Below are 22,789 nucleotides of genomic sequence, written 5' to 3' on the forward strand. Positions count from 1 at the left end.
TAAAAAAAGCATATTATGCACTTGTACATAAAAAAGAATAATCTAAAAACTTGAGTGCGTAAAAAAATGGCAAAAATGATTCTTGAGTAATACTAACTTAACATCATTTGAGCTTTTTTAACAGCTTCAACAAGAGCATCGATTTCTTCTTTGGTATTATAAAATGAAAAAGAGGCGCGTATAGTTCCTGGAATTTTATAAAAATCCATTATTGGCTGCGCACAATGATGGCCTGTTCGAACAGCTATTCCAAGTTTATCTACTATGGATCCTATATCATACGGGTGTATATTTTCTAAATTGAAAGATATAACCGAGGTTTTGTTTTTAGAAGTACCATAGATTTTTAACCCATCAATTTCTAATAGTTTTTGAGTTCCGTAATCAAGTAATTCATTTTCATAAGCTGCAATAGCGTCAAAACCGATACTATTCATATAATCTAGAGCCACACCAAATGCAATACCACCGCAGATATTAGGAGTTCCTGCTTCAAACTTATGAGGAAGACCAGCATAGGTCGTTTTCTCGAAAGTTACCTGGTCTATCATTTCACCACCACCCTGATAAGGAGGAAGTTTATTAAGCCATTCTTCTTTTCCATAAAGAAGACCAACACCAGTAGGTCCGCAAAGTTTATGTGCTGAAGCTACATAAAAATCAACATCCAGATCTTGTACGTCTGGTTTAATATGCGGGCAGGATTGTGCTCCATCTATAAGGACTGCTGCTCCTACTTTATGAGCTTTAGTAATAATTTCTTCAATAGGATTAATAGTTCCTAATGCATTAGAGATGTGATTAGTGAAAACCAGTTTAGTTTTGTCAGAAAGTAACTCATCATAAATATCCATTCGTAATTCTCCTTCTAAATTCATAGGAATTACTTTAAGAAAAGCACCTGTACGTTCACACAGCATTTGCCATGGTACAATGTTAGAGTGATGCTCTAGTGCCGAAACAATAATTTCATCCCCCTTAGAAAGAAAACTAGTAAATCCAGTAGCTACAATATTAATACTATGCGTAGTTCCTGAAGTTAAAATAATCTCATGAGCATGTTTTGCATTAAAATGGTGTTGTATTTTTTTTCTTGCAACCTCATAAGCATCTGTTGCTTCTTGAGATAATGTATGTACACCTCGATGTATATTGGCATTATAGTTACTATAATAGTCTACAATGGCATCGATAACTATTTGTGGCGTTTGAGAAGTAGCCGCATTATCAAAATACACCAAAGGTTTTCCGTTTACTTCTCTATTAAGAATAGGGAAATCTTTTCGGACTTTCTGTACATCAAGCATAACAATTTCTTTTTGCAAAAATAATAATACCAAATGTTATATTGGTGATTTTCTAATCAGGATTGCTTATTTTTAGATAGACTATAACTCTTTATATCCTATGAAACGATTTAAAAAAATTTTTGGCATTGCACTTCTTCTATTAGTAGTACTGGTTTGTGGTGCTGCAGTAGTTAATTATCCAAAACTTGAAATTATTTCGGGCTTTTCTGCAAAAAACATGAGTTCTTCTGTTTTTCTTGGAAATAGAAGTCTTGAGTATACTGATAAGACTGATCATAATGTTCCGATGGTAAAATTGGCAACTGATGAAATTGATCTAGATAAAAAGTATGCGATAGCTAATGTATACGGATTCAAAGAGCGTAAAGCAATATACAGAGAAGGATTAGGAAGTATTTTAGTTGATGAAGATTTTGATGAAGACAAACCTTTTTTGGCACCAAACAGAACATTTTCTAAAATAGACGAGCCTTATCCCTATGGTGCTTTACCTCAAAAAGATACAGTTTTTGAACAATTAGATTATAAAAAGATAGAAAGTACGGTAGCCTCTATATTTGATACTAATGGAGTAGAAGAAAAGAAAACACGAGCAGTTTTAGTGTTGTATAAAGATCAAATTATTAGTGAACGATATATAGACGGTTTTGACAAACACTCTAAGTTATTAGGTTGGTCTATGACAAAAAGTATTCTGAGTACGATGTATGGAGTGTTACAATCCCAAGGTAAAATAGATATTAATAGTAAAGCACCTATTGCCGAATGGCAAAATGACGAAAGAAAAGAGATCACGATAAATAATTTGTTACAAATGAATAGTGGTCTTGAATGGGATGAAGATTATGGTTCTATATCTGATGTTACAAAAATGTTGTATATCGATAAGGATATGACCACTCCTCAGATTCATAAAAAAGCAATTCATAAACCCAATGAAAATTGGTATTATTCTTCTGGTACATCTAATTTATTGTCTGGTATTTTAAGAAAACAATTTAATACCTATCAAGAGTATCTTGATTTTCCGTATCGTGAATTTATAGATAAGATAGGTATGCATTCTATGCTCATAGAAACTGATATGGCCGGGAACTATGTGGGATCATCTTATGGTTGGGCAACCGTTAGAGATTGGGCCAAGTTTGGGTCACTATATCTTCATAGAGGAAATTGGAACGGAACTCAAATTTTTGACCCTTCTTGGGTAGATTATGTAACTACGCCAAGTCCCACTTCTGATGGAGATTACGGGGGTCATTTTTGGTTAAATTCAGGAGGATTCTACCCTGATGCTCCGAAAGACATGTTCTCTGCAAATGGATATCAAGGACAGCGTGTTTTTATTATTCCGTCTAAAGATTTAGTTATTGTGCGATTTGGGCTTATAGGAGATGCTGGAGTTGACTTCAATAATTTCTTAAAAGAAATGGTTAGTGCAGTAAAATAAATTCAAAAAACTAAAGCCTATTCTTGAATATGAATAGGCTTTATATGTATAATTGTTTGATTTGAATCTACTGTTTACAAATCAAAACCAAGATTAACTCCAAGTTTTGTGGCAATTAACTTGTTGATTCTAGTTTTTAGCTGAGGTATTTTTACACTTTCTAGTACGTTATTTGCAAAAGCATACATAAGTAGTGCTTTGGCTTCTTTTTCTGCAATACCTCTCGAACGCATATAGAATAAAGCATTATCGTCTAGCTGTCCTATTGTGCACCCATGCGAGCATTTTACATCATCTGCAAAAATTTCTAATTGTGGTTTTGAGTTTATTGTTGCCTTATCACTTAGTAAGATATTATTGTTAGATTGAAAAGCATTAGTTTTTTGAGCTTCCTTATTTACAATAATTTTTCCGTTAAAAACTCCTGTTGCTTTTTCATCAAAAATACCTTTGTAATCCTGATGACTTTCACAATTAGGTTCTGTATGATGTACTAGCGTATTGTGGTCTACATGCTGTTTTCCTTCGATAATAGTTACCCCATTAAGGATAGAGTCTATTCCTTCACCTTTCTGATAAAAGTTTAAATTATTTCTGGTGATGTTTCCTCCAAAAGCAAAAGTGTGAACAGATGCTATACTTTGGGCATGTTGATCTATATATGTATTGTCTATTAAAGAAGCATTTTGATTATCATTTTGGATTTTATAGTAATCTACAATTGCTCTTTTATCAGCAAAAATCTCTGTAACCGAATTTGTTAACACAGGGTTGTCTGTGAGACTTTGATGACGTTCTATAATTTGAACATGAGAATTTTCTTCTACAACAATTAAATTTCGAGGTTGCAACATTTGTGCAGCTTCTTTTCCTGTAGAAAAATGTATAATCTGGATTGGCTTATCGGCCAATTTGTTTTTTGGAATATAAATATATGCTCCTTCTCTAGAAAATGCTGTATTTAATGATGTAAGACCATCTTGCTTTGCTATTTTATTAAAATAGTTGTCGATAACAACCTTATATTTATCATTAGAAAGTGCAGAAGACATCAAACACACGTCAATTTTATCATGAGTAGTCTCAGACAAGTGCGAAGAATATTTACCATCTATAAACACAATTTTATAGGTGTCAAGATCATTAATAAAGAATCTTTTGACATCTTTAAATTCTAATGCATTCTCCTCATCAGGAAAAATACTATAATCGTGTTTTAATATAGCATTTAGAGAAGTGTATTTCCACGCTTCTTCTTTTTTGGTAGGAAACCCTTTTTCTTCAAAGCTTTTTATTGCCTGGCTTCTAATATCATGTATAGGCGCGTCTACGTCTACTGTATTTTCAAAAGCCAAAAAAGAAGATACTAATTTATCTTTCAATTCCATATTCTCGTTCCTTGTTATCTGCTAAGTATTGTTATTTACTAATGAACACTTAACTAATTATGCGTTTATTTCTTCTTTAATCCAATCGTATCCTTTTTCTTCAAGCTCTAGAGCAAGTTCTTTGGTTCCAGATTTTACAATCTTTCCATCATATAGTACGTGTACAAAATCAGGAACGATATAATCAAGAAGTCTTTGGTAATGTGTAATTACGACAATAGCATTATCGTTACTTTTTAGTTTGTTAACACCATTAGCAACAATTCGTAATGCGTCAATGTCTAATCCAGAATCTGTTTCATCAAGAATGGCTAATTTAGGTTCCATCATTGCCATCTGAAAAATTTCATTTCTTTTTTTCTCTCCACCAGAGAATCCTTCGTTTAGAGATCGTGATAAGAATTTACGATCGATCTCTAGCAATTCAGATTTTTCGCGAATCTTTTTCAGCATATCTTTTGCAGGCATTTCTTCAAGACCCTGCGCTTTTCTGGTTTCGTTGATTGCAGTTTTCATGAAGTTAGTTACTGTTACTCCAGGAATCTCTACAGGATATTGAAAAGATAAGAAAACACCTTTGTGAGCGCGTTCTTCTGTAGCTAATTCTTCAATGTCTTCTCCATTTAAAAGAATTTCTCCATCAGTTACTTCGTATTCTTCTTTTCCTGCAACGATATTGGCCAAAGTACTTTTTCCTGCACCATTAGGTCCCATTATAGCATGAATTTCTCCAGCCTTAACTTCTAAGTTAAGTCCTTTTAAAATTTCTTTCCCTTCCACGCTTGCGTGTAAATCTTTTATTTTCAGCATCTTCTCTTAATTTAAATATTTAGGTGCTTTTGGCAATTTATTAAAATCTTCTTTTTGGTGTTGTAAGTAAACTTTTGCGTTATTTTCTTCAGCAAAAGCTTCAAATTTGTCCATACTTTCTAAAGTTTGATCTACATCAAAATTGAAAATAGGGATTCTTTTATGTTCTCTATTTTCATATAAATGGTACAAGTCTCCTGATAATAAAAGAGGACCATGTTCTGCTAAGTCAAGATATAGAACCTGATGACCAGGAGTATGGCCTGGCATTGATTTGATAACAACACTACCATCACCAAAAACATCAAAGTCACCATTAAGTTTTTTAGTGGTGGTTAGTTCTTTTATGGCATTGTAGTTATCGGCATTTATTTTTTGACTTGTAGGACTTGTTATAGAATCATATTCTGTTTTCTGCACTAACCATGTAGAATTCTTGAAAGTATTGGCATGTCCTGTATGATCAAAATGTGTATGCGATAACGCAATATATTTGATATCCTGAACAGTCATTCCTATCGATTTTAACTGATTAACTACAGAATCTTTTCTTGATACAGTGAACGCTCCACTTGGGTCTGTAAAAGGTTCTGGTAGGCCAATTAGAGTCTCTGGTAAGCCTGCATCCCACATCAAATTACCCTTTGGGTGACTAACTACATAAAAAGCATCGGCAAATTCTTTGCTTTGACCATGATAAGTAGTGTCTTGAGAAAAAAGCTCTAAATTATTTACCAATACTTTACCACCGCTAAATGTATATAGCTTAACTTCCGGTTTTTTAATTTCTTCTGAAACGACTGTGGTTTCGGATTTTTCTTTTTTAGTCTCTTTACATGCAAAGAGAACAACGGTAAGAAATAATAAGGCTATATATTTTTTCACTTTTTAGTTTTACTTAATTGCTTAAAAGTTCTAAGAACCATATAAGCGTATAATTGATATTAATTTTTTTATTCTGTACTATCAGTAGTGGCTTGTGTATTTTCTAATGATTTAATTTTGGCAGGCAACTCTGAAGTTGGCGCACTTACCCCAATAATTTCGGTTATTTCTACAATTTCTTCCCAGCCTTGATCAGGATTAGGTTTTATAACACCTTTAACCACAACAGGAACCATATCATATTCTTCTCTTTGAAGGGGTTCAACTTTTTGGGCTAGTTCTTTGGTGGCGTCGTTAATTACTACTCCATAAATAAAATCATTACCCTTAATTACTGCGGCACCATCAATCAGTATAAATTCACCGCGAATGAGGTTGGCTTCGCTATCTGATTCTGATGTTTTTGATTTTTCATTCTTACAAGATAAAACTAGAATGCTAAGTACAATTAAAGAAATTACGTTTTTCATTAATGAGGATTTGATGGTTAATAAGATTTACCCTACAGAACCTTCTAGAGATATTTCCAGAAGTTTTTGAGCTTCTACTGCAAATTCCATAGGTAATTTATTAAGAACTTCTTTACTAAAACCATTAACGATTAATGCGATTGCCTTTTCGGTATCAATTCCTCGTTGATTACAGTAAAAAATCTGATCTTCACCTATTTTACTTGTAGTCGCTTCATGTTCTATTTGAGCGGTTTTGTTGTTTGCTTCTATATAAGGAAACGTATGAGCGCCACATTCATTGCCCATCAATAATGAATCACATTGTGAAAAGTTTCGTGCATTAGTGGCTCTACTATTTATTTGTACTAATCCTCTGTAGCTATTTTGGGATTTTCCTGCAGAGATACCTTTTGAAATAATAGTACTTTTAGTGTTTTTACCTAAATGAATCATTTTGGTACCTGTATCGGCTTGCTGAAAATTATTGGTTACAGCAATTGAGTAAAATTCTCCTACTGAATTATCTCCTTTAAGAATACAAGAAGGATATTTCCAGGTTACTGCAGAACCAGTTTCTACTTGTGTCCAAGAGATTTTAGCGTTGTTTTCACAAATCCCTCTTTTGGTTACAAAATTATAAACACCACCTTTTCCTTCTGCATTTCCTGGGTACCAGTTTTGTACGGTAGAATACTTTATTTCGGCATCATCTAAAGCGATTAATTCTACAACTGCAGCGTGCAATTGGTTCTCATCTCTAGAGGGAGCAGTACAACCTTCTAGGTAGCTTACATAACTACCTTCATCTGCAATGACCAATGTACGCTCAAATTGTCCTGTTCCTGCTTGATTAATTCTAAAATACGTAGACAATTCCATAGGGCAACGAACGCCTTTAGGAATATAACAAAAAGAACCATCGCTAAATACCGCAGAGTTTAGAGCTGCATAGAAATTGTCTTTTTGCGGTACAACAGAGCCAATATGTTTCTTTACTAATTCTGGATGTTCTTTTATTGCTTCAGAAATTGAGCAAAAAATTATTCCTTTTTCTGCAAGTGTTTCTTTGAAAGTTGTAGCAACAGATACCGAATCCATTACAATATCAACTGCTACTCCAGCTAGTTTCTTTTGTTCATCCAGAGATATTCCGAGCTTTTTAAAAGTTTCAAGTAATTCTGGATCTACTTCATCAATACTGTTGTATTTTGGTTTTTTATTAGGAGCAGAATAATAAGATATGCTTTGAAAATTTGGTTTTTCATAGTTTACATTAGCCCATTCTGGCTCTTCCATTTTCTCCCAAACGCGGTAGGCCTCTAATCTCCATTCAGTCATCCATTCTGGCTCTTCTTTCTTCTTAGAAATTGCACGAACGATATCTTCATTTAATCCTATCGGAAAAGTATCTGATTCTATATCAGTATAAAACCCATACTCATATTCCTTAGTCTCTAATTCTTTTTTTAAGTCGTCTTCAGTATACGCCATCTTCTATTCCCTGATTTTGATTCAGGATCTTTCTTTAAAAATTTATAATGAAAAACTTTCTCCACAACCACATGTTCTACTTGCGTTGGGATTGTTAAATACGAAGCCGGTTCCATTTAAACCGCCAGAATACTCTAAAGTTGTTCCTATCAGATATAGAAAACTCTTTTTGTCAACAATAATTTTTACACCATTATCTTCAAAAACTTTGTCTCCTTCTTCTTGTGCCTTATCAAACTTTAAGTCGTACGATAAACCTGAGCATCCTCCACTTTTTACACCTACACGAACATAGTCGGTAGTTGCATTGTATCCATCCTCAGTCATTAATTCGACAACTTTGTTTTTAGCTATGTCAGATACTTTAATCATACTTCTTTATAAATAGATTAATTCTAAATGAATTGCAAATATAGTACATAAGTAGATTTTATTGGCAAAACCTAACATTTATCTAACATATATTAAAATAAGGAAAAGTTATAGTAGTAATTTATAGATGGTATTAAAACTCTGAAAAACGATCATCATTTAAGAAATTGTCGTCTGTTAGGGTTTTTAGAAAGGCAATTATTTGTTGTTTCTCTTCTGTCGTCATTGGGATTCCAAGAGTTCCACTTTGATTTTTAAACAGTGGTTCTAACGTTTCAGAATCAACTACGCCATCACTATAATGATTTAACACATCATCTAATGTCTTTAATCGACCATCGTGCATGTATGGAAAAGTGAGTTCAACATTTCTTAGTGTAGGCACTTTAAACTTGTGCATGTCTTCTGCAAGTCCTGTAACTCTGTTTCTACCTATATCATTATATAACGGGTCGACAGCTAAGCCATTATTGCGATAGGATTGATCTGTGAATAATGTTCCTGCATGACATGAAGCACATTTAGATTTAAAAAGCTCAAAACCGGCGGCTTCATTATCTGTAAATACAGAACCTTCGTTTCTTTCTATTTTGTCATACTTAGAATTTGAAGAGATCATCATAATCATAAATTGAGAAAGAGCCTTAAGGATATTTTCTGAATTGATTTTTTGGTTTTCAAAAGCTGCTGCAAAAAGTTGTACGTATTCTGGCTTTTCTTCTAATTTTTTAATGATACTGCTAAATGTTTCATTCATTTCGACTTCTGCAGTAATCGGTATGATAGGTTGTAGGTCCAAATGCCTTGCAGCACCATCCCAAGTAAATTCTTTCATAAACGCCAGATTATGTAAGGGTTGCGCATTACGCGTACCCAAAGCCCCATCGACTCCATGACTTACAATATGGGTGTGATGTGTAAATGCGAAATCTTGAATATGACAAAAACCGCAAGAGATTACACCATCAGAAGATAAACGACCATCATAAAATAGTTTTTTTCCGAGCTCAAATCCTTTTTCGGTTGGAGGATTAAGAGATACGTTATAACTAGGGTTGGGGAAATTTGCTGGTATTGTAAATTCTAGTTTTTTGTTTTCGGGCACAATAGGTACATAATCATCCTTTTCGGAACTACAGGCAGTTCCGAAAAAGATAATGATGATATAATAGGATAGTAGTTTCAATTTAATTTTTAGTTCGTTACACTTGTTACGCTAAACATAGTACTTATATTTTCGGCAATTTGCGGGGCAAGAACAGGGTCGACCTGTACATCACTTTTAGTAACTAAAGAGTGCGTATTTGTACTGTCAAATATTTTTGCAATATCAGCATTTACTGCAACTTCTTGTGATTTTGATGCCGAAATAGTTAATGTGCTAGGCAAATCAAGTGTTACTTCTTTATAATTGTCTAATGCTGTACCATGACTTCCTACATGAATCAAGAATGGAGAGTCTGAAGTGCCAAAAGTACCTTCAAATTTAATAAATTTATATCCGGCAGACCAACTCCATAACATACCGCTTTCTTCTGCTGTAGGTATAAAATTTGCCATACCATTAAGAGGATATTTTGATTGATCTACACCAATACCAAACTTGATTTTAGTGTATTCTCCCGATGGGATATCTGCAAGAGAGATATTTTTACTATCTACAACTTCTTCATTAATTAAAAAATACCCTTCGTCTACAGGATACTTGAACTCTTCTCCATTAGCTTTGATAAGTACAACATTACTAATAATATATTTTAATTCTGAGATTTTGTAGATTTCACCACTTCCATTGGTATAAATATCTGTGGTTAATTCAATACCATTATTATCAATAGTATTTTTAAAATCTAATGTAATATTTCCAAATGTCGGTTCGCTTGAGCCACCATCATCATTTTTACAAGAAGCGACAAGTAAAAAAGTGAATATGATTATTGTGAATTTTTTCATGTGTTTTACGATGTTTGTTGTTTTGTATTTAAATAAAATCTTTACTTAGTAATTAAGATTTTATTCTTCTATTTTGTATTTTATTATGATTGCATCTTTAGAACCTTTGTTAGCTGGTACATCAAAATCATTACTTTCTGAATTACCTACAACAACAATTCTTTGGTCCGTAGTTTCTAAACAATCCTCTCCAAATTCGGCTTTAGTACCCCCTGCAGTGGCGTTCCATTTAATTTCTCCTGAGGTATTTATCATGATGTTCCAAATATCGCTTTCTCCCTTATTTTCAGACAGATTAACGTCATTACTTCTTGAGTTTCCGGTAATTATAAAGCCATCATTTCTCATTTTCTGAATTCCTCTTCCTGTATCAAAAGCTGTTCCTCCTAGAGATTTTTGCCAAAGAAGGTTTCCGTTACCATCGATTTGTATCATCCATAAATCGGCATTTCCTTTAGCCTCTGAGATATCGCCATTTTCACTTCTAGAGTCACCTACAATTACATAGGTTCCGTTTCCTGTTGCGGCCATGGCGTACGCCACGTCAATTTCGGTACCACCAAATGATTTTTGCCATAACTTAGTACCTTCTGAGTTTATTTTTACAACCCAAAAATCATAGCTTCCTTTACTATTAGTAATGTCAAAATCTATGCTTTCTGAAGACCCTATCATTAAGAAACCATTATCTTCTGTTTGAAGAGTATCATAGCTGCGATCATTATTTGATCCGCCAAAGAAACGTCTCCATTCTTTTTCTCCAGAAGCATCAAGTTTGATACCCCAAAATTCTCCCACACCGTGTTTTGTGCTGGCACTTTTATCATCATTACCACCTCCTTCACTAGCAGTAACATCAAGAAATCCAGTCATAAAATAACCACCGTCATTAGTCTGAACTACAGAGAAAGCTCTATCGATACCAGCAAATCCAAAACTTTTTTGCCATTGTACATCGCCAGAGGCATTTAATTTAACAATCCAATAGTCTTGTAAGCCAGCATTTTCGGTTACATCCTGATCACTACTACGACTATATCCAACTATTGCATAGCCACCATCTGAGGTGGTTATTATTTTTTCTGCTCGATCTTCACCAGAACCTCCATAGGTTTTTGACCATACAATATCTCCGGCTTTAGATAATTTTAGTATCCAGTAATCGCTATCTGTTGCTGTTTTATCGGTAATATCTCCATCGGCACTTTGTGTATATCCGGCAAGAACATAACTCCCATCAGCAGCTTCTACTACTGATAGGATGTTATCTTCTTTGGTTCCTCCAAATGTTTTGACCCATTCTATAGTGCCTTTGATATCTTGCCCAGAAGTATCAGGCTGCATGTCACCACTATCATCACTGCTACTGCATCCTGAGGTATGTAACAGTATCATAGTGAAAACTGAAATGTAACTTAAGAATTTGAGGTAATTCATTTGTTAATATTTTTTTTGAGTATTTAGTTTTTTAGGAAACGTTTCATAAGAATATTGCCATCTGGTGTAGCTACTTGTAAAAAGTAAACACCTGATCTTAAGCTAGAAACGTCTATTGTACTTATAACGGTTCCTTTCCGTACTAATTGCCCTATAAAATTTTTGATCTCGAACTCATAAGCGTTGCTTGAATCAATTTTATTGTTCATTAGGATGTTAAGTTCTGCTCCTATCACTGGATTAGGAAAAACAGAGAGCGTTATGTCCTTATTTGTAGCTGATGCATTGGATCTAGCAGTGCTGGCAGTAATCGATATGTTATCTATAGCGATATCAGCTTGCCAAGTGCTACCTGTTACTCTATTAAATCTAAGTTGAATACCACTTCCTGCGTAGGATGAAAGGTTGATATTGGCAGTATTCCAAGCATTACCTTGGTTTCCTGTTTGATTCCATATACTTGTCCAAGAACCTCCTTCATCTGTACTAACTTCTAAGTCTATGCTACCCATATCTGCAGCTCCAAACATATGATACGCAAATGAAAATGAAGCCGTACTCGCTGCGCTAAGATCTATACAAGGAGAATTTAAAATCGCACTTTTATTAGGATATCCTGTTCCATTTCCTGAGGCTTCAACATAAATATAAAAAGTTCCTTGATTTGCGCTAGAAGGTCCAGTACTTCTTGATGGTGTTCCGTTAGAATCTACTGTCCAGTCTATATCATCTGCAGCAGATTGTGTCCAAGCGCCAAGAGTATTTTCAAAACTTTCATTGTATGGGAAAGAAGAAATTCCAGATGTACATCCACTAGGTCCAGTATTGCCATTTTGGATTGTTATGATGTCAAGAGCGATATCACTTTGCCATCCTTGATTACCATCACCAGTTACTACATTAAATCGTATTTGTACACTGTTTTCGCCTGCATATGCTGAAAGATCTACATCGGCAAGATTCCAATCACTTCCTTGTGTGCCGGCTCTACTAAATATACTTGTCCAGTTTCCGGTGTTGTTTGTTCTGGCTTCTACCGTTAATGTTTCTACTGCACTTCCTAACATATGATATTGAAAGCTAAGACTAGGAGTAGTTAATGCACTAAAGTCTAAACAAGGAGAGTTAAGAATTGCTCTTTTGTTAGGGAAACCAGTTCCATTTCCAGATGCTTCAACGTAAATATATGTATTACCATCTACTGCACTGCTTGGCCCTGTACCATTAGATGGGGTGCCTCCTGAGTTTCTAGTCCAATTTAGGTCATCACCTGAGGTGGCATCACTCCACTGTCCAAGATTAGTTTCAAAACTTTCAGTAAACGGAAAAGAAGAAATTGTGTTTGAACAATTATTTGGTGGATTTCCTCCTGTCGTGGTGAAGGTTGTAGAGCTACTATATTGTGACGTACTTCCGTCAGGACATTTACTTCTTACCTGAGCTTCATATTGCGTAGATGCGGATAAGCCTGAAATAGTGGATGATGTTGCAGAAACTGCTGTTGTTGTCCAGGCAGAAGAGCCTGCTACGCGATATCGTAAATCATATGTAGTTCCTGATACGCTGCTCCAGTTTAGCAAAGCAGAGCTAGAGCTAATATTTGAAGCAGATAATGAAGAGGGTGTAGTGGCATTACATACGGCTGGACTACTTTTTTTGACTAAGAAGAAACCTCCTTCGATATCACTAATAACGATATTTCCACTATTAAAATAGGGGTATACATTCCATACACCATTAAAAGCAGCGCCATTACTAGAAGTATAGGTGTCAAAAAAGCCAATTTCTGTCATATTTTTATTTCCGATGTCAGAAATATCGATTACTCTAATACCTGCTCTATAGTTTGCAAGATAGAATTTATCTCCTTTTACATATCCGTTGTGGTCAATTGCTGCGGTAGGGCCAGTATAGATTAAGTGTTCTTTTGGGTTATCAAGATCAAGAAAATCAAAAACTATAGTTCTGGTATTAAACCCAACACCTTGTTCGTCGGTTTCATCTCCCAAGATAAAATATCTCATATCTTCTGTAAACCATCCTTGATGAGTGTATCCTACATCAGGGTATTTTATAGTAGATAAAGTAACAGGATTTGCTTTGTCGGTAATATCGGCAATAACAACTTCTATTTCATTACTACCAATTAAGATTTCTCTTCCTGCGTATGTTGCATCTGGACCATTGTAGGTTACCACTTGCGCATCATGAGTATATGCTCGTTGTCCTCCTGATAAGAATCCCCCAGCGTTAATTGGGTTTTTTGGATCTTGAATGTTAATAAAAAGTGGTCCTCCTCTGTAGGGCCCAGAATTTCTTTGTGCTCCTACAACATATGCGTATCCAGAATCTTCATTAATAACGATGTTATGAGCGTTTCCAAATTGGGTATATCGTGTATCTGCATTAAAATTTTGTGGTGGATTTGATACATTTCGTAGACGTGTCAAATCAAAAACTTGCATCCCATGATTAGAGGCTTCACTTACAATAAAAGCATGGTTTTTATATACTTTTACATCTCTCCATGAGCTATTGCTAGTTGCTGTTGGTAGCTTGCCCAGATAAACTGGATTTGTAGGATTAGAAATATCGATAAATGCGGTTCCGTTATTGAGACCGATAATTGCGTATTCTTTTCCGTTAGAAGGGTCTGTCCAACCCCAACTATCGTTACCTGCTCCGGCACTCATTGTTGCTAAAGAGATGCGAGACATGAGATCATAATCTTTGCAGGGATATGAGCCAGCTAAACCATTTTGACATGGTGTCTGACCATAGGAAAGAACTGCTGTAAATATCAGCAGAAAAGTAATTTTTAGATTTTTCATTGAGTTTGTGTTTTAAGAGTTAGTTTGCACTAAATATTTATGTCATGTAGTAATGGTTTAAAATTCAAATAATTACCTAATTTATCGATTTTATTCGTGCTTATTTGTGAATTCTCTATAATGTTTTGAATATTTTAACTTTTATTAACTGTATTTAACACTAAAATCGTGTTAAAAGGTAAGGATTATATTAAAATAGCACGATTACCTTATTTATTATATAAAATTAAGCCTTTTAAAACAAGAAATTTTAAGATTCTGATTATTATAATGTTATGAAATAAGTTGGTCGTTTTTATATACACCTATTAAGAGTTGCAGAAGCACTACTGACTATACGTAATTAGATTTTAAGGTGTGCTTTTGTGAATTAATAAGAACCCTCTTTCAATATCACTAATTACAATATTTTCACTGTCAAAATATGGATATACGTTCCAGGCACCATTAAAGCTAGCATTATCATTTACAGGGTATGTATCAAAAAAGCCTGTTTCAGTAATGTTTTTATTTCCAATATCCGAAATATCAATCATTCTTATTCCTGATCTATAATTGGCCAAATAAAATGTATTCCCTTTTACATATCCATTATGATCAATAGCTGAGGTAGGTCCTGTATAGGTCATATGAAATTTTGGGTTGTCAAGATCTTCAAAATCAAAAATAAGTGTTCTAGTATTAAACCCAACACCTTGTTCATCAGTTTCATCACCTAAAATGAAATATCTCATATCTTCAGTAAACCACCCTTGATGGGTATATCCTACATCGGTATATTTTATTGTAGATATAGTGATAGGGTTATCTTTATCTGTAATGTCGGCAAGTACAACTTCTACTTCATTGCTTCCGATAAGTATTTCTCTACCTGTATAATCCGAGTCAGGTCCACTATAGGTGATGGCTTGCGCATCATGGCTGTATGCTCTTTCACCCGAAGAAAGAAAACCTCCTGCAGCAATAGGATTTTTAGGATCCTGAATATTAATAAATACAGGCCCACCTCTAAATGGCCCTGCTCTACTAGTGCCAACAGCATATGCAAACCCAGAGTCTTCATTAATAACAATATTGTGAGCACTTCCAAAATCTTCAAAACGTGTATCTGCGGTGAATGTTTCTGGTGGGTTGGAGACATTGCGTAATCTTGTAAGATCAAAAACTTGCATTCCATGATCTGGCGCTTCACTTACAATAAATGCGTGATTTTGATATACTTTAACATCTCTCCATGAGCTACTAACTGTAGCTGTTGGTAGTTTGCCCAAATAAATAGGTGTACTGGCAGTAGAAATATCAATAAATGCAGTACCATTATCTAAACCAATTAGTGCATATTCTTTTCCGGTAGAGGGATCTGTCCATCCCCAGCTATCATTACCACCCTGCGCTCCCATTTCTATTAGAGGTATAGAAGAAATTAAATCATAACCATTACATGGGTATAATCCTCCTACAGAGCCATTTTCACATGGTCCAGATTTTACATTAGCGTTTGGATTAGTACTTCCTCCGTTGTCATCTTGACTGCAATTGGTAAGGCCAAAGACAAGAATAATAAAAGAAAAGACAAAGAAGTAATTTTTCATAGGGATAGCTATTTTAGTAAATATACAAAAGTATGATGTTAAAATATTAACGATTATAAATTAAAATAATTATAAATCAAGGTGTTATCTGTATTTAAAGTATTGTCTTTTTTATAAAACATATAAAATATAGTAACACTCAAAACATTGTTGATTAAATTTGCAGCATGATTGAAGATAAAAACACACCTAGAACATCATTGTCTGAGTTAGGAGAATTTGGACTTATACGTCATTTGACAAAGAATTTTGAAATCAAACAAGAAACAACGCACTTGGGAATCGGAGATGATGCAGCGGTTTTGGATTTTGATGGTAAAAAGTGTGTGTTAACAACGGATTTGTTGATCGAGGGTGTGCATTTTGACCTTACCTATATGCCTTTGAAACATCTTGGATACAAAGCTGTTGTTGTAAACCTATCAGATGTATATGCTATGAATGCTCAGGCGACCCAGATTACTGTTTCGATTGCAGTGTCAAACAGGTTTCCACTAGAAGCTTTGGAAGAATTGTATGCAGGAATTGAAACTGCTGCTAAAATTTATAATGTAGATGTCGTAGGAGGAGATACAACTTCATCGACTACAGGATTGTTAATAAGTATAACGGCTGTTGGACATGCAGATCAGGAAGTACTAACCTATAGATCTGGAGCCAAAGAGAATGACCTTTTAGTCGTAACGGGGGATTTAGGAGCTGCTTATATGGGACTTCAGGTTTTAGAGAGAGAAAAACAAGTGTTTGAGGTAAATCCAAATTCGCAACCAGATTTAGACCAATATACTTACCTTATAGAACGACAATTAAAACCCGAAGCACGTAAAGACATTGCAGAGCTTTTAAAAGCACTAGATGTACAACCAACAAGTATGATTGATATAAGTGATGGTTTATCTTCTGAGGTTATTCATCTTTGTACACAATCTAAAGTAGGTGCCAATGTGTATGAAGAAAAAATACCACTAGATCCAGCTGTAATTTCTATTTGTGAAGAATTTAAATTGAATAGTACTACCGTTGCCCTTAATGGAGGTGAAGATTATGAATTATTATTTACTATAAAACAAGAAGACTTTCCAAAAATAAAAGCGAATCCCAATCTAACAGTAATAGGTCATATTGTAGATGAGAAAAGTGGAATAGGTTTAGTTACCAGAGCAAATGAAAAGATTGCATTGCAAGCTCAAGGATGGAATCCTATTAAAGAATGATACTAAAAAATTATGATGCTGCCTGAAATGTGGTCTCAGATTTTCTTTTTGCTTTTTTAGCGTGTACAGAAGCTAAAGCGTTATTAATCTCTTTTAACTTAGGAGTCATTACCTCTAATCTGCCTCTGCTATTTGTTGTTGCTTGTTCATTACAATGTGAGCAGGAATATTCTTTAATGTGATGTGTTACATCTTTACTTAAAACGTAATCGTGACCGAATAGAGAACAGTATATTTTAGAGAAGGAAAATGTAGGAGTTGGGGTAGATTTTTTCATATTTCTAGGGGTATTAATACATGTAAAGGGGATTATAGGTTCATTATCAATACAATAATAATAAAAAAAAAGTTATTAACAAGTTGTTTGTAAGAATTTTTTGGTTCAAATAAGGATTTTTTAACTAAAATTCCTATTTTATACGGTTATTAGACCGAATAATACGTATTTCATCTATAAGAAGTGTTGAAAAGATTATAGGATTTTGTTAATTTCTTGTCAATAGGATTCTAAAAAACTTTTTAATTCACTTAAAAACTCTTTCTTGTTTTCGAGGTAAGACATATGGCCTCCATTAAAACTAATGTGATCAATGTTACACAGTTTTGTTTCTTTTTGGTTTTGTGCATATGAAAGAACAGGATCATATTGTCCAGAAAAAATTACTTTTGATCCTTTAAATCTTAACAAGGTTTTTGTATAATCTTTTCTTATTTTCATTCCTTCAAGAGCCGATATAATTCCTTGTAATGAAGTTTTTGATGCTTGGTTTTTAATTTCTTCTATTTCTTTAAGAAAGTTTTTTCTGTTTTTTTCTGCGAATAAATTTGCAATAGCCATACTGGTATATGCATTCGGATTTTTTTTAACAATTTGAATTGCTCGTGTGCGATTAACTTTTCGTTCGGCACTATCAGGAAAAGAAGTTGAGTTAAGTAAAACCAATCCAGAGAATAAGTCAGAAAACTGATCGATACATGCCAATGCAACATACCCTCCCATAGAGTGCCCTATTATGGTAGCTTTAGAAATTTTTAAATGATCTAAAACAGAACGAACGGCCATTGCCATAGCATCCATTGTATGAACGTAGCCAAGAGACCCGGTATCACCATGACCAAGTAAATCAATAGTGATACATTTATAATGTTTTGAAAAAAAGAGAATGGTGTCTTTCCACATTGTAGAATTTTCTAGAAAACCATGTAAAAACACAAGGGGTCTTCCATTTCCTTCAGAATTATAATTTATTTTAATGCCTTTATATGCTAATATCATTTTGAAATTTTATTTTTAGGCACATAAACGTAATTAAATGAGATTTAATAAAGAAACTTTCGTTGCAGGATTTGCATTATTTTCTATGTTTTTTGGAGCAGGTAACCTAATGCTTCCTCCGTTATTAGGATACAAGGCAGGTGATATGTGGTCTTTAGTAACGATAGGATTTGTTATTTCTGCTGTAATCATACCTTTACTTGGTATTGTTGCTCATGCTAAATTACAGGGTACAATGCTGGATTTTGCTAAAAAAGTGTCTCCACAATTTAGCTTTGTATATTGTCTATTGGTGTATATAATATCAATCACGTTGCCATCGCCAAGAACGGCTTCGGTAACTCATGAAATGGCAATACAACCATTTTTTGATGTTAGTTCCTGGTTAACAAGTACAGTTTATTTTGCTCTAGTTTTGATTTTTGTTCTAAATAGATCCAAAATTTTAGGACTACTGGGTAAGTTTCTTTCTCCTGTAATTTTTATCGTTATTTTAAGTATTATTTGTATTTCATTTTTTTCGACACAAGCATCTATTGCCCCATCAGATTTTCAAACTCCTATTATAAGTGGTTTATTAGAGGGGTATCAGACTTTTGATGCTATTGGAGCTGTTGTGGTTGGTGGCGTAATTATAATTTCGCTTAATCTTAAGGGGAAACAAGATTTTCAATCTAATAAAAAATTGATCATTAAATCTGGAATTGTTGCTGGAATTGGACTTTTAATTATCTATTCAGGAATGATCTATAATGGGGCCTTGTTTAATACCGATTTTGACGCAACGATCTCTAGAACAGAATTGTTGTCGGGTATAAGTTTTAAAACTTTAGGAAGTATCGGTAAAGTTTTTCTTAGCATTTTAGTAGGTCTTGCTTGTTTTACAACAGCGGTTGGTATCGTAACAGGAACTGCAGATTTTATGAAAGGTATATTTGATAATTCTCAAAAAGCCTATCTCATAACGGCTATTATTGGTTGCATGCTGGGAGTACTTATGGGGCAATTTGATGTGCACTATATTATAACAGTAGCAGTGCCTGCATTAATGGTTATCTATCCTATCACAATTATTTTGATACTCTTAAATGTAGTACCAGAAAAATTTACGAAACCAAAAGTTTTTAGATCAGTGGTTGTCGTAACTATTATTTTTAGTATTCCGGATTTTTTGGCTTCAATAGGATTAAAAAATAGCGTTGCACCTATTTTAGAACACCTTCCTTTTGGAAAATATAGCTTAGCTTGGTTGTTGCCTGCAATACTTATTTTTTTGATAATGAACAGTTATTTGTTGTTACGAAAAAAGCAAGATTAAATTTTATGAATTCTTAAGTAAGTTATTTCTTACTATTTTATCGTTTAAAATTATACTGTGCTTACTACCTAGATAGTACTATTGTTTTTCTTCTTGTTTAAGCTTTTTATGAGCCTTTACAGCATTTGTTTACCTAATTTAGGTACTTATGGTGTTTTTTGATTTTGTGACTTAAATCATTCGAACACAATTAGTACAGTATGAATAACCAGTGTATCTTTTTCTTGAGCCGAGAAGTATCAACTATTTTTACGCAAACTTTTTACGGTTAGTCCTTTTAAGGTGTATTTTATCGATTTTTTAATATATATTTAAGAAATTATTTAGTCAGAAGGGGCTTAGAGGCCTAGCAATATAGTACATCGTCATTCAGTGTGAATTTTAGTGTTTAATTTAAATGTATTTCGATGAGAAAAAGCTATTTTTTTATCCTGGTTTTAGTTTTAATGTCTTGCGAAAAAGATGAATATGTTTCTTTAGATTCTGATACGAATCAAAATGATTTAAAATCGTATTCAAACGCAACTGTACAAGATCAAAAGTTGTTACAGAGATTAGATAGTGTAACCGATGGTATCGGAGTTTCTTTTTTTATACTACCCGACAGTGATGATTTTAGTAACATTCCTCAGGATCCTTTAAACCCTATTACGGCAAAGAAAGTAGAATTAGGAAAGCTTCTTTTTCATGAAACTGCGACAGGAGGAAGCCCTAAGGTGGCTACTAAAAAAGCAACATATTCTTGTTCTTCTTGTCATCATGCAGCTGCAGGTTTTAGTGCAAGGCTTAGACAAGGTTTAGGAGAATCAGGCGTAGGATTTGGCACTAATGGAAGTGGTAGAATTATAGACCCTAGTGTTCCGTTAGATCTTGTAGATATACAACCTATTCGTACTCCAACAATATTAAATGTGGCATATCAAGATGTAATGTTATGGAATGGACAATTTGGAGGTACAGGAACAAATGCTGGTACAGAAGCAAGTTGGACTAACATTCCTGAGAATTTTACAGGACTTCAGGGAGTAGAAGTTCAGGCAATTAAAGGGCAAGATGCTCACCGATTATTAATAGATAAAGATTTTGTAAAGGACTTTGACTATAAAAAACTATTTAATAAGGCATTTCCTGGAGTTCCTAAAAGTGAGCGATATTCTAAAGAAAATGGGGCACTTGCAATAGCTGCTTATGAACGAACAGTGTTGCCAAACCAATCACCATGGCAAAGATGGTTAAAAGGTGACCTTACTGCTCTTACCAATAAGGAAAAAAAGGGAGCAAGAGTGTTTTTTGGTAAAGGAAAATGTTTTAAATGTCATACAGGTCCAGCCTTGAATGATAAAAAGTTTTATGCTCTTGGTATGGGCGATTTTGATAATTCAAGTCAGGCAATAGTATTAGCCGGAGTAAATTTTGATGATGTTAAAAAGGGACGAGGTGGGTTTACTAAAAAGACAAAAGATGAGTATAAGTTTAAAACACCAACACTTTATAATTTAGTCGATAATGGATTTTTTGGTCATGGCGGTACTTTTACTTCGGTTAGAGATGTGGTCGAATACAAAATAAATGGCGTACCTCAAAACGCTGAGGTTCCTGTAGAGCAACTGGCAAGACAGTTTGTAAATGTTCAAGCGCTCACAGAAAATCAGATTACTAATCTCACATTGTTTATTGAAAATGGATTAAGAGACCCAAATTTGGATCGATATGTCCCGGCGGCTGTAAATTCAGGATTCTGTTTTCCAAACAATGACCCTACATCAAAAGTGGATTTAGGATGTAACTAATTTAAAGTTGCAATCCACCAAGTGTTACCGAAAGGATCTTTGAAACCCGCTCCTCTGGCACCATGGTCTTCTTCCATGGGTTCCATAAGAGGAGTAGCACCTGCATCCAGTGCTTCGTAATAGGTATGGTCTGTGTCTTTTACATATACATACATTGATCCTGGGTGAGAAGGGTAATTTATTGATGCTTCGGTAAGCAAAATGGTACTATCTCCTATTTTAATTTCAGAATGCTGTATGCGATTATCGACATCAAGAGTACGGATCATTTCTTGTGCTTGAAATATTTTTCTAATAAAATCGATAAAATCTTCGGCTTTTTCGACGACTAAATAGGGCATGGCTTGCTGATGGCCAGCTGTAATTTTCATTCGTTGCATAGACTACAATAGAGCGGTTTTTATATTCAACGAAGAAAAGGGTAAAAATATTCTATTTACTAACAAAAATAAAGCTTGAAAACCAATTGATTTTCAAGCTTTATTTTTGTGAATACTTCACTCTTAAAGTCGCTAAAGAATCTTTTCTGCAGTTCCTTGACAGGTATAGTACAAAGTATCGTTTAGATTTAATTATCCAATACATTAAGAATCATATCAGTATTTGAGATAATCCCAGTGATAAATTTAGATCTAGAGATTTTAAGTTTTGACCCGGTAAAAGAGGATTCGGGATACGCTTCATTAGTTAATCCATTAGAAAAGTTTCCTTCGTTTACAGGATTTTTACTTTCAATTAAAACAAGATTCTCATCATCTATAGACTGTATTTTGTAGACCTTATTCATAGTGGATACCAAATCCCCAATAGCTAACTTTTGTAAAATGAGTTCCTTTTGTTTATTATTTTGTGCCATAAAGGATTTCTGATAATCTGCATTGCTATTAATTTCTGAATAGAAACCAATAGAAACAGCAAGAAGAAGGGCTAAAGCAATTGTACCTAAACTCCAATATCCCCACATCGGAACTTTTAGCTTTTTCCTCATTTCTTCTGCTGTTGTTTCTATAGTTGTATTCCAGAAGGCTTTTTTTATTTTTTTTCCAGTATCATGGCAAATTACTTGTGTAACTTTTTTAGGAAAAAGAAAGAAAGAAACTCTAACATCTCGACGAATCAATTGTAAGATCACCTTACCAGATTTGCAATTGTTAGTTTTTAATTCAAATACTTCTTCATCTACAATATGTTCTTTAACAGATATCCACATAATTAAATAT

General features: G+C 34.1%; 20 protein-coding genes. 4 read left to right on the forward strand and 16 right to left on the reverse strand.

What is annotated here, in order from left to right; genetic code table 11:
- Window positions 1-92 precede the first annotated feature (92 nt).
- Window positions 93-1,307 carry an aminotransferase class V-fold PLP-dependent enzyme gene (locus tag D1816_RS16695; RefSeq protein WP_066315218.1) on the reverse strand — a complete coding sequence of 405 codons (1,215 nt, stop codon included), beginning with the start codon at window positions 1,305-1,307 and terminating at the stop codon, window positions 93-95.
- Between the two features lie 100 nt (window positions 1,308-1,407).
- Here D1816_RS16695 and D1816_RS16700 point away from each other — a divergent pair, with 100 nt between their 5' ends.
- Window positions 1,408-2,760, forward strand: a complete 1,353-nt coding sequence (locus D1816_RS16700) for a serine hydrolase (protein ID WP_118504308.1) — start codon at window positions 1,408-1,410, stop codon at window positions 2,758-2,760.
- A 74-nt stretch (window positions 2,761-2,834) separates the two neighbouring features.
- Here the strand turns inward: D1816_RS16700 and sufD are convergent, their stop codons facing one another.
- The 11 genes from sufD to D1816_RS16755 all read right to left on the reverse strand — a co-directional run bounded on the left by sufD (window position 2,835) and on the right by D1816_RS16755 (window position 15,971).
- On the reverse strand, window positions 2,835-4,148 hold the full coding sequence (gene sufD / locus D1816_RS16705; RefSeq protein ID WP_066315225.1) for a Fe-S cluster assembly protein SufD: 1,314 nt from the start codon (window positions 4,146-4,148) through the stop codon (window positions 2,835-2,837).
- Between the two features lie 57 nt (window positions 4,149-4,205).
- A complete protein-coding gene (sufC, locus tag D1816_RS16710; protein ID WP_066315226.1) occupies window positions 4,206-4,958 on the reverse strand; it encodes a Fe-S cluster assembly ATPase SufC in 753 nt (250 codons plus the stop codon).
- 6 nt (window positions 4,959-4,964) lie between these two features.
- Window positions 4,965-5,843: an N-acyl homoserine lactonase family protein gene (locus D1816_RS16715; protein ID WP_118504310.1), complete on the reverse strand. Its 879-nt coding sequence runs from the start codon at window positions 5,841-5,843 to the stop codon at window positions 4,965-4,967.
- A gap of 68 nt (window positions 5,844-5,911) precedes the next feature.
- On the reverse strand, window positions 5,912-6,313 hold the full coding sequence (locus tag D1816_RS16720) for a hypothetical protein (protein ID WP_066315231.1): 402 nt from the start codon (window positions 6,311-6,313) through the stop codon (window positions 5,912-5,914).
- A gap of 27 nt (window positions 6,314-6,340) precedes the next feature.
- Entirely contained in the window at window positions 6,341-7,786 is a 1,446-nt protein-coding gene (gene sufB, locus D1816_RS16725) for a Fe-S cluster assembly protein SufB (RefSeq protein ID WP_066315233.1), read from the reverse strand.
- A 42-nt stretch (window positions 7,787-7,828) separates the two neighbouring features.
- Window positions 7,829-8,158, reverse strand: coding sequence for an iron-sulfur cluster assembly accessory protein (locus tag D1816_RS16730; RefSeq protein WP_066315235.1), 330 nt, complete (start codon window positions 8,156-8,158; stop codon window positions 7,829-7,831).
- 133 nt (window positions 8,159-8,291) lie between these two features.
- Window positions 8,292-9,344, reverse strand: a complete 1,053-nt coding sequence (locus tag D1816_RS16735) for a cytochrome-c peroxidase (RefSeq protein ID WP_118504312.1) — start codon at window positions 9,342-9,344, stop codon at window positions 8,292-8,294.
- Window positions 9,345-9,352: 8 nt separating this feature from the next.
- A complete protein-coding gene (locus D1816_RS16740; protein ID WP_066315241.1) occupies window positions 9,353-10,111 on the reverse strand; it encodes an MbnP family protein in 759 nt (252 codons plus the stop codon).
- A 60-nt stretch (window positions 10,112-10,171) separates the two neighbouring features.
- Complete coding sequence (locus D1816_RS16745) at window positions 10,172-11,548, reverse strand: hypothetical protein (RefSeq protein ID WP_233565207.1); 1,377 nt, start codon at window positions 11,546-11,548, stop codon at window positions 10,172-10,174.
- Window positions 11,549-11,571: 23 nt separating this feature from the next.
- Window positions 11,572-14,379, reverse strand: a complete 2,808-nt coding sequence (locus D1816_RS26285) for a choice-of-anchor B family protein (protein ID WP_066315246.1) — start codon at window positions 14,377-14,379, stop codon at window positions 11,572-11,574.
- A gap of 350 nt (window positions 14,380-14,729) precedes the next feature.
- The gene (locus D1816_RS16755; RefSeq protein ID WP_118504317.1) at window positions 14,730-15,971 is read right to left on the reverse strand and encodes a choice-of-anchor B family protein; all 1,242 of its coding nucleotides are present in this window, start codon (window positions 15,969-15,971) and stop codon (window positions 14,730-14,732) included.
- A 167-nt stretch (window positions 15,972-16,138) separates the two neighbouring features.
- On the opposite strand from D1816_RS16755, the gene thiL reads away from it, so the two are divergent.
- Window positions 16,139-17,185, forward strand: coding sequence for a thiamine-phosphate kinase (gene thiL / locus D1816_RS16760; RefSeq protein WP_118504319.1), 1,047 nt, complete (start codon window positions 16,139-16,141; stop codon window positions 17,183-17,185).
- Between the two features lie 10 nt (window positions 17,186-17,195).
- On the opposite strand, the gene D1816_RS16765 is transcribed toward thiL, so the two are convergent.
- Together D1816_RS16765 and D1816_RS16770 are read right to left on the reverse strand one after the other, a co-directional pair.
- Window positions 17,196-17,462: a hypothetical protein gene (locus D1816_RS16765; protein WP_066315251.1), complete on the reverse strand. Its 267-nt coding sequence runs from the start codon at window positions 17,460-17,462 to the stop codon at window positions 17,196-17,198.
- Between the two features lie 219 nt (window positions 17,463-17,681).
- The gene (locus tag D1816_RS16770; RefSeq protein ID WP_066315252.1) at window positions 17,682-18,461 is read right to left on the reverse strand and encodes an alpha/beta fold hydrolase; all 780 of its coding nucleotides are present in this window, start codon (window positions 18,459-18,461) and stop codon (window positions 17,682-17,684) included.
- 37 nt (window positions 18,462-18,498) lie between these two features.
- Between D1816_RS16770 and brnQ the strand changes: the two genes are divergently transcribed.
- Together brnQ and D1816_RS16780 are read left to right on the forward strand one after the other, a co-directional pair.
- Complete coding sequence (brnQ, locus tag D1816_RS16775) at window positions 18,499-19,779, forward strand: branched-chain amino acid transport system II carrier protein (RefSeq protein WP_118504321.1); 1,281 nt, start codon at window positions 18,499-18,501, stop codon at window positions 19,777-19,779.
- Window positions 19,780-20,186: 407 nt separating this feature from the next.
- Window positions 20,187-21,569, forward strand: a complete 1,383-nt coding sequence (locus tag D1816_RS16780; RefSeq protein ID WP_118504323.1) for a cytochrome-c peroxidase — start codon at window positions 20,187-20,189, stop codon at window positions 21,567-21,569.
- Here the strand turns inward: D1816_RS16780 and D1816_RS16785 are convergent.
- Together D1816_RS16785 and D1816_RS16790 are read right to left on the reverse strand one after the other, a co-directional pair.
- Window positions 21,566-21,940: a VOC family protein gene (locus D1816_RS16785; protein WP_082832476.1), complete on the reverse strand. Its 375-nt coding sequence runs from the start codon at window positions 21,938-21,940 to the stop codon at window positions 21,566-21,568. The two genes, D1816_RS16780 and D1816_RS16785, sit on opposite strands and share 4 nt — an antisense overlap.
- 197 nt (window positions 21,941-22,137) lie before the next feature.
- On the reverse strand, window positions 22,138-22,779 hold the full coding sequence (locus tag D1816_RS16790; RefSeq protein WP_118504325.1) for a hypothetical protein: 642 nt from the start codon (window positions 22,777-22,779) through the stop codon (window positions 22,138-22,140).
- Window positions 22,780-22,789 lie beyond the last annotated feature (10 nt).

The organism is Aquimarina sp. AD10 (genome assembly GCF_003443715.1).
Classification (GTDB): domain Bacteria; phylum Bacteroidota; class Bacteroidia; order Flavobacteriales; family Flavobacteriaceae; genus Aquimarina; species Aquimarina aggregata.

Bases quoted from the DNA above. Each gene is read 5' to 3' on its own strand.
- D1816_RS26285 (WP_066315246.1), bottom strand. From the start codon at position 14,379: ATGAAAAATCTAAAAATTACTTTTCTGCTGATATTTACAGCAGTTCTT.
- thiL (WP_118504319.1), top strand. From the start codon at position 16,139: ATGATTGAAGATAAAAACACACCTAGAACATCATTGTCTGAGTTAGGA.
- D1816_RS16700 (WP_118504308.1), top strand. From the start codon at position 1,408: ATGAAACGATTTAAAAAAATTTTTGGCATTGCACTTCTTCTATTAGTA.
- sufC (WP_066315226.1), bottom strand. From the start codon at position 4,958: ATGCTGAAAATAAAAGATTTACACGCAAGCGTGGAAGGGAAAGAAATT.
- D1816_RS16740 (WP_066315241.1), bottom strand. From the start codon at position 10,111: ATGAAAAAATTCACAATAATCATATTCACTTTTTTACTTGTCGCTTCT.
- D1816_RS16790 (WP_118504325.1), bottom strand. From the start codon at position 22,779: ATGTGGATATCTGTTAAAGAACATATTGTAGATGAAGAAGTATTTGAA.
- D1816_RS16730 (WP_066315235.1), bottom strand. From the start codon at position 8,158: ATGATTAAAGTATCTGACATAGCTAAAAACAAAGTTGTCGAATTAATG.
- D1816_RS16745 (WP_233565207.1), bottom strand. From the start codon at position 11,548: ATGAATTACCTCAAATTCTTAAGTTACATTTCAGTTTTCACTATGATA.
- D1816_RS16765 (WP_066315251.1), bottom strand. From the start codon at position 17,462: ATGAAAAAATCTACCCCAACTCCTACATTTTCCTTCTCTAAAATATAC.
- D1816_RS16785 (WP_082832476.1), bottom strand. From the start codon at position 21,940: ATGAAAATTACAGCTGGCCATCAGCAAGCCATGCCCTATTTAGTCGTC.
- D1816_RS16695 (WP_066315218.1), bottom strand. From the start codon at position 1,307: ATGCTTGATGTACAGAAAGTCCGAAAAGATTTCCCTATTCTTAATAGA.
- D1816_RS16720 (WP_066315231.1), bottom strand. From the start codon at position 6,313: ATGAAAAACGTAATTTCTTTAATTGTACTTAGCATTCTAGTTTTATCT.
- D1816_RS16780 (WP_118504323.1), top strand. From the start codon at position 20,187: ATGAGAAAAAGCTATTTTTTTATCCTGGTTTTAGTTTTAATGTCTTGC.
- D1816_RS16770 (WP_066315252.1), bottom strand. From the start codon at position 18,461: ATGATATTAGCATATAAAGGCATTAAAATAAATTATAATTCTGAAGGA.
- brnQ (WP_118504321.1), top strand. From the start codon at position 18,499: ATGAGATTTAATAAAGAAACTTTCGTTGCAGGATTTGCATTATTTTCT.
- sufB (WP_066315233.1), bottom strand. From the start codon at position 7,786: ATGGCGTATACTGAAGACGACTTAAAAAAAGAATTAGAGACTAAGGAA.
- sufD (WP_066315225.1), bottom strand. From the start codon at position 4,148: ATGGAATTGAAAGATAAATTAGTATCTTCTTTTTTGGCTTTTGAAAAT.
- D1816_RS16755 (WP_118504317.1), bottom strand. From the start codon at position 15,971: ATGAAAAATTACTTCTTTGTCTTTTCTTTTATTATTCTTGTCTTTGGC.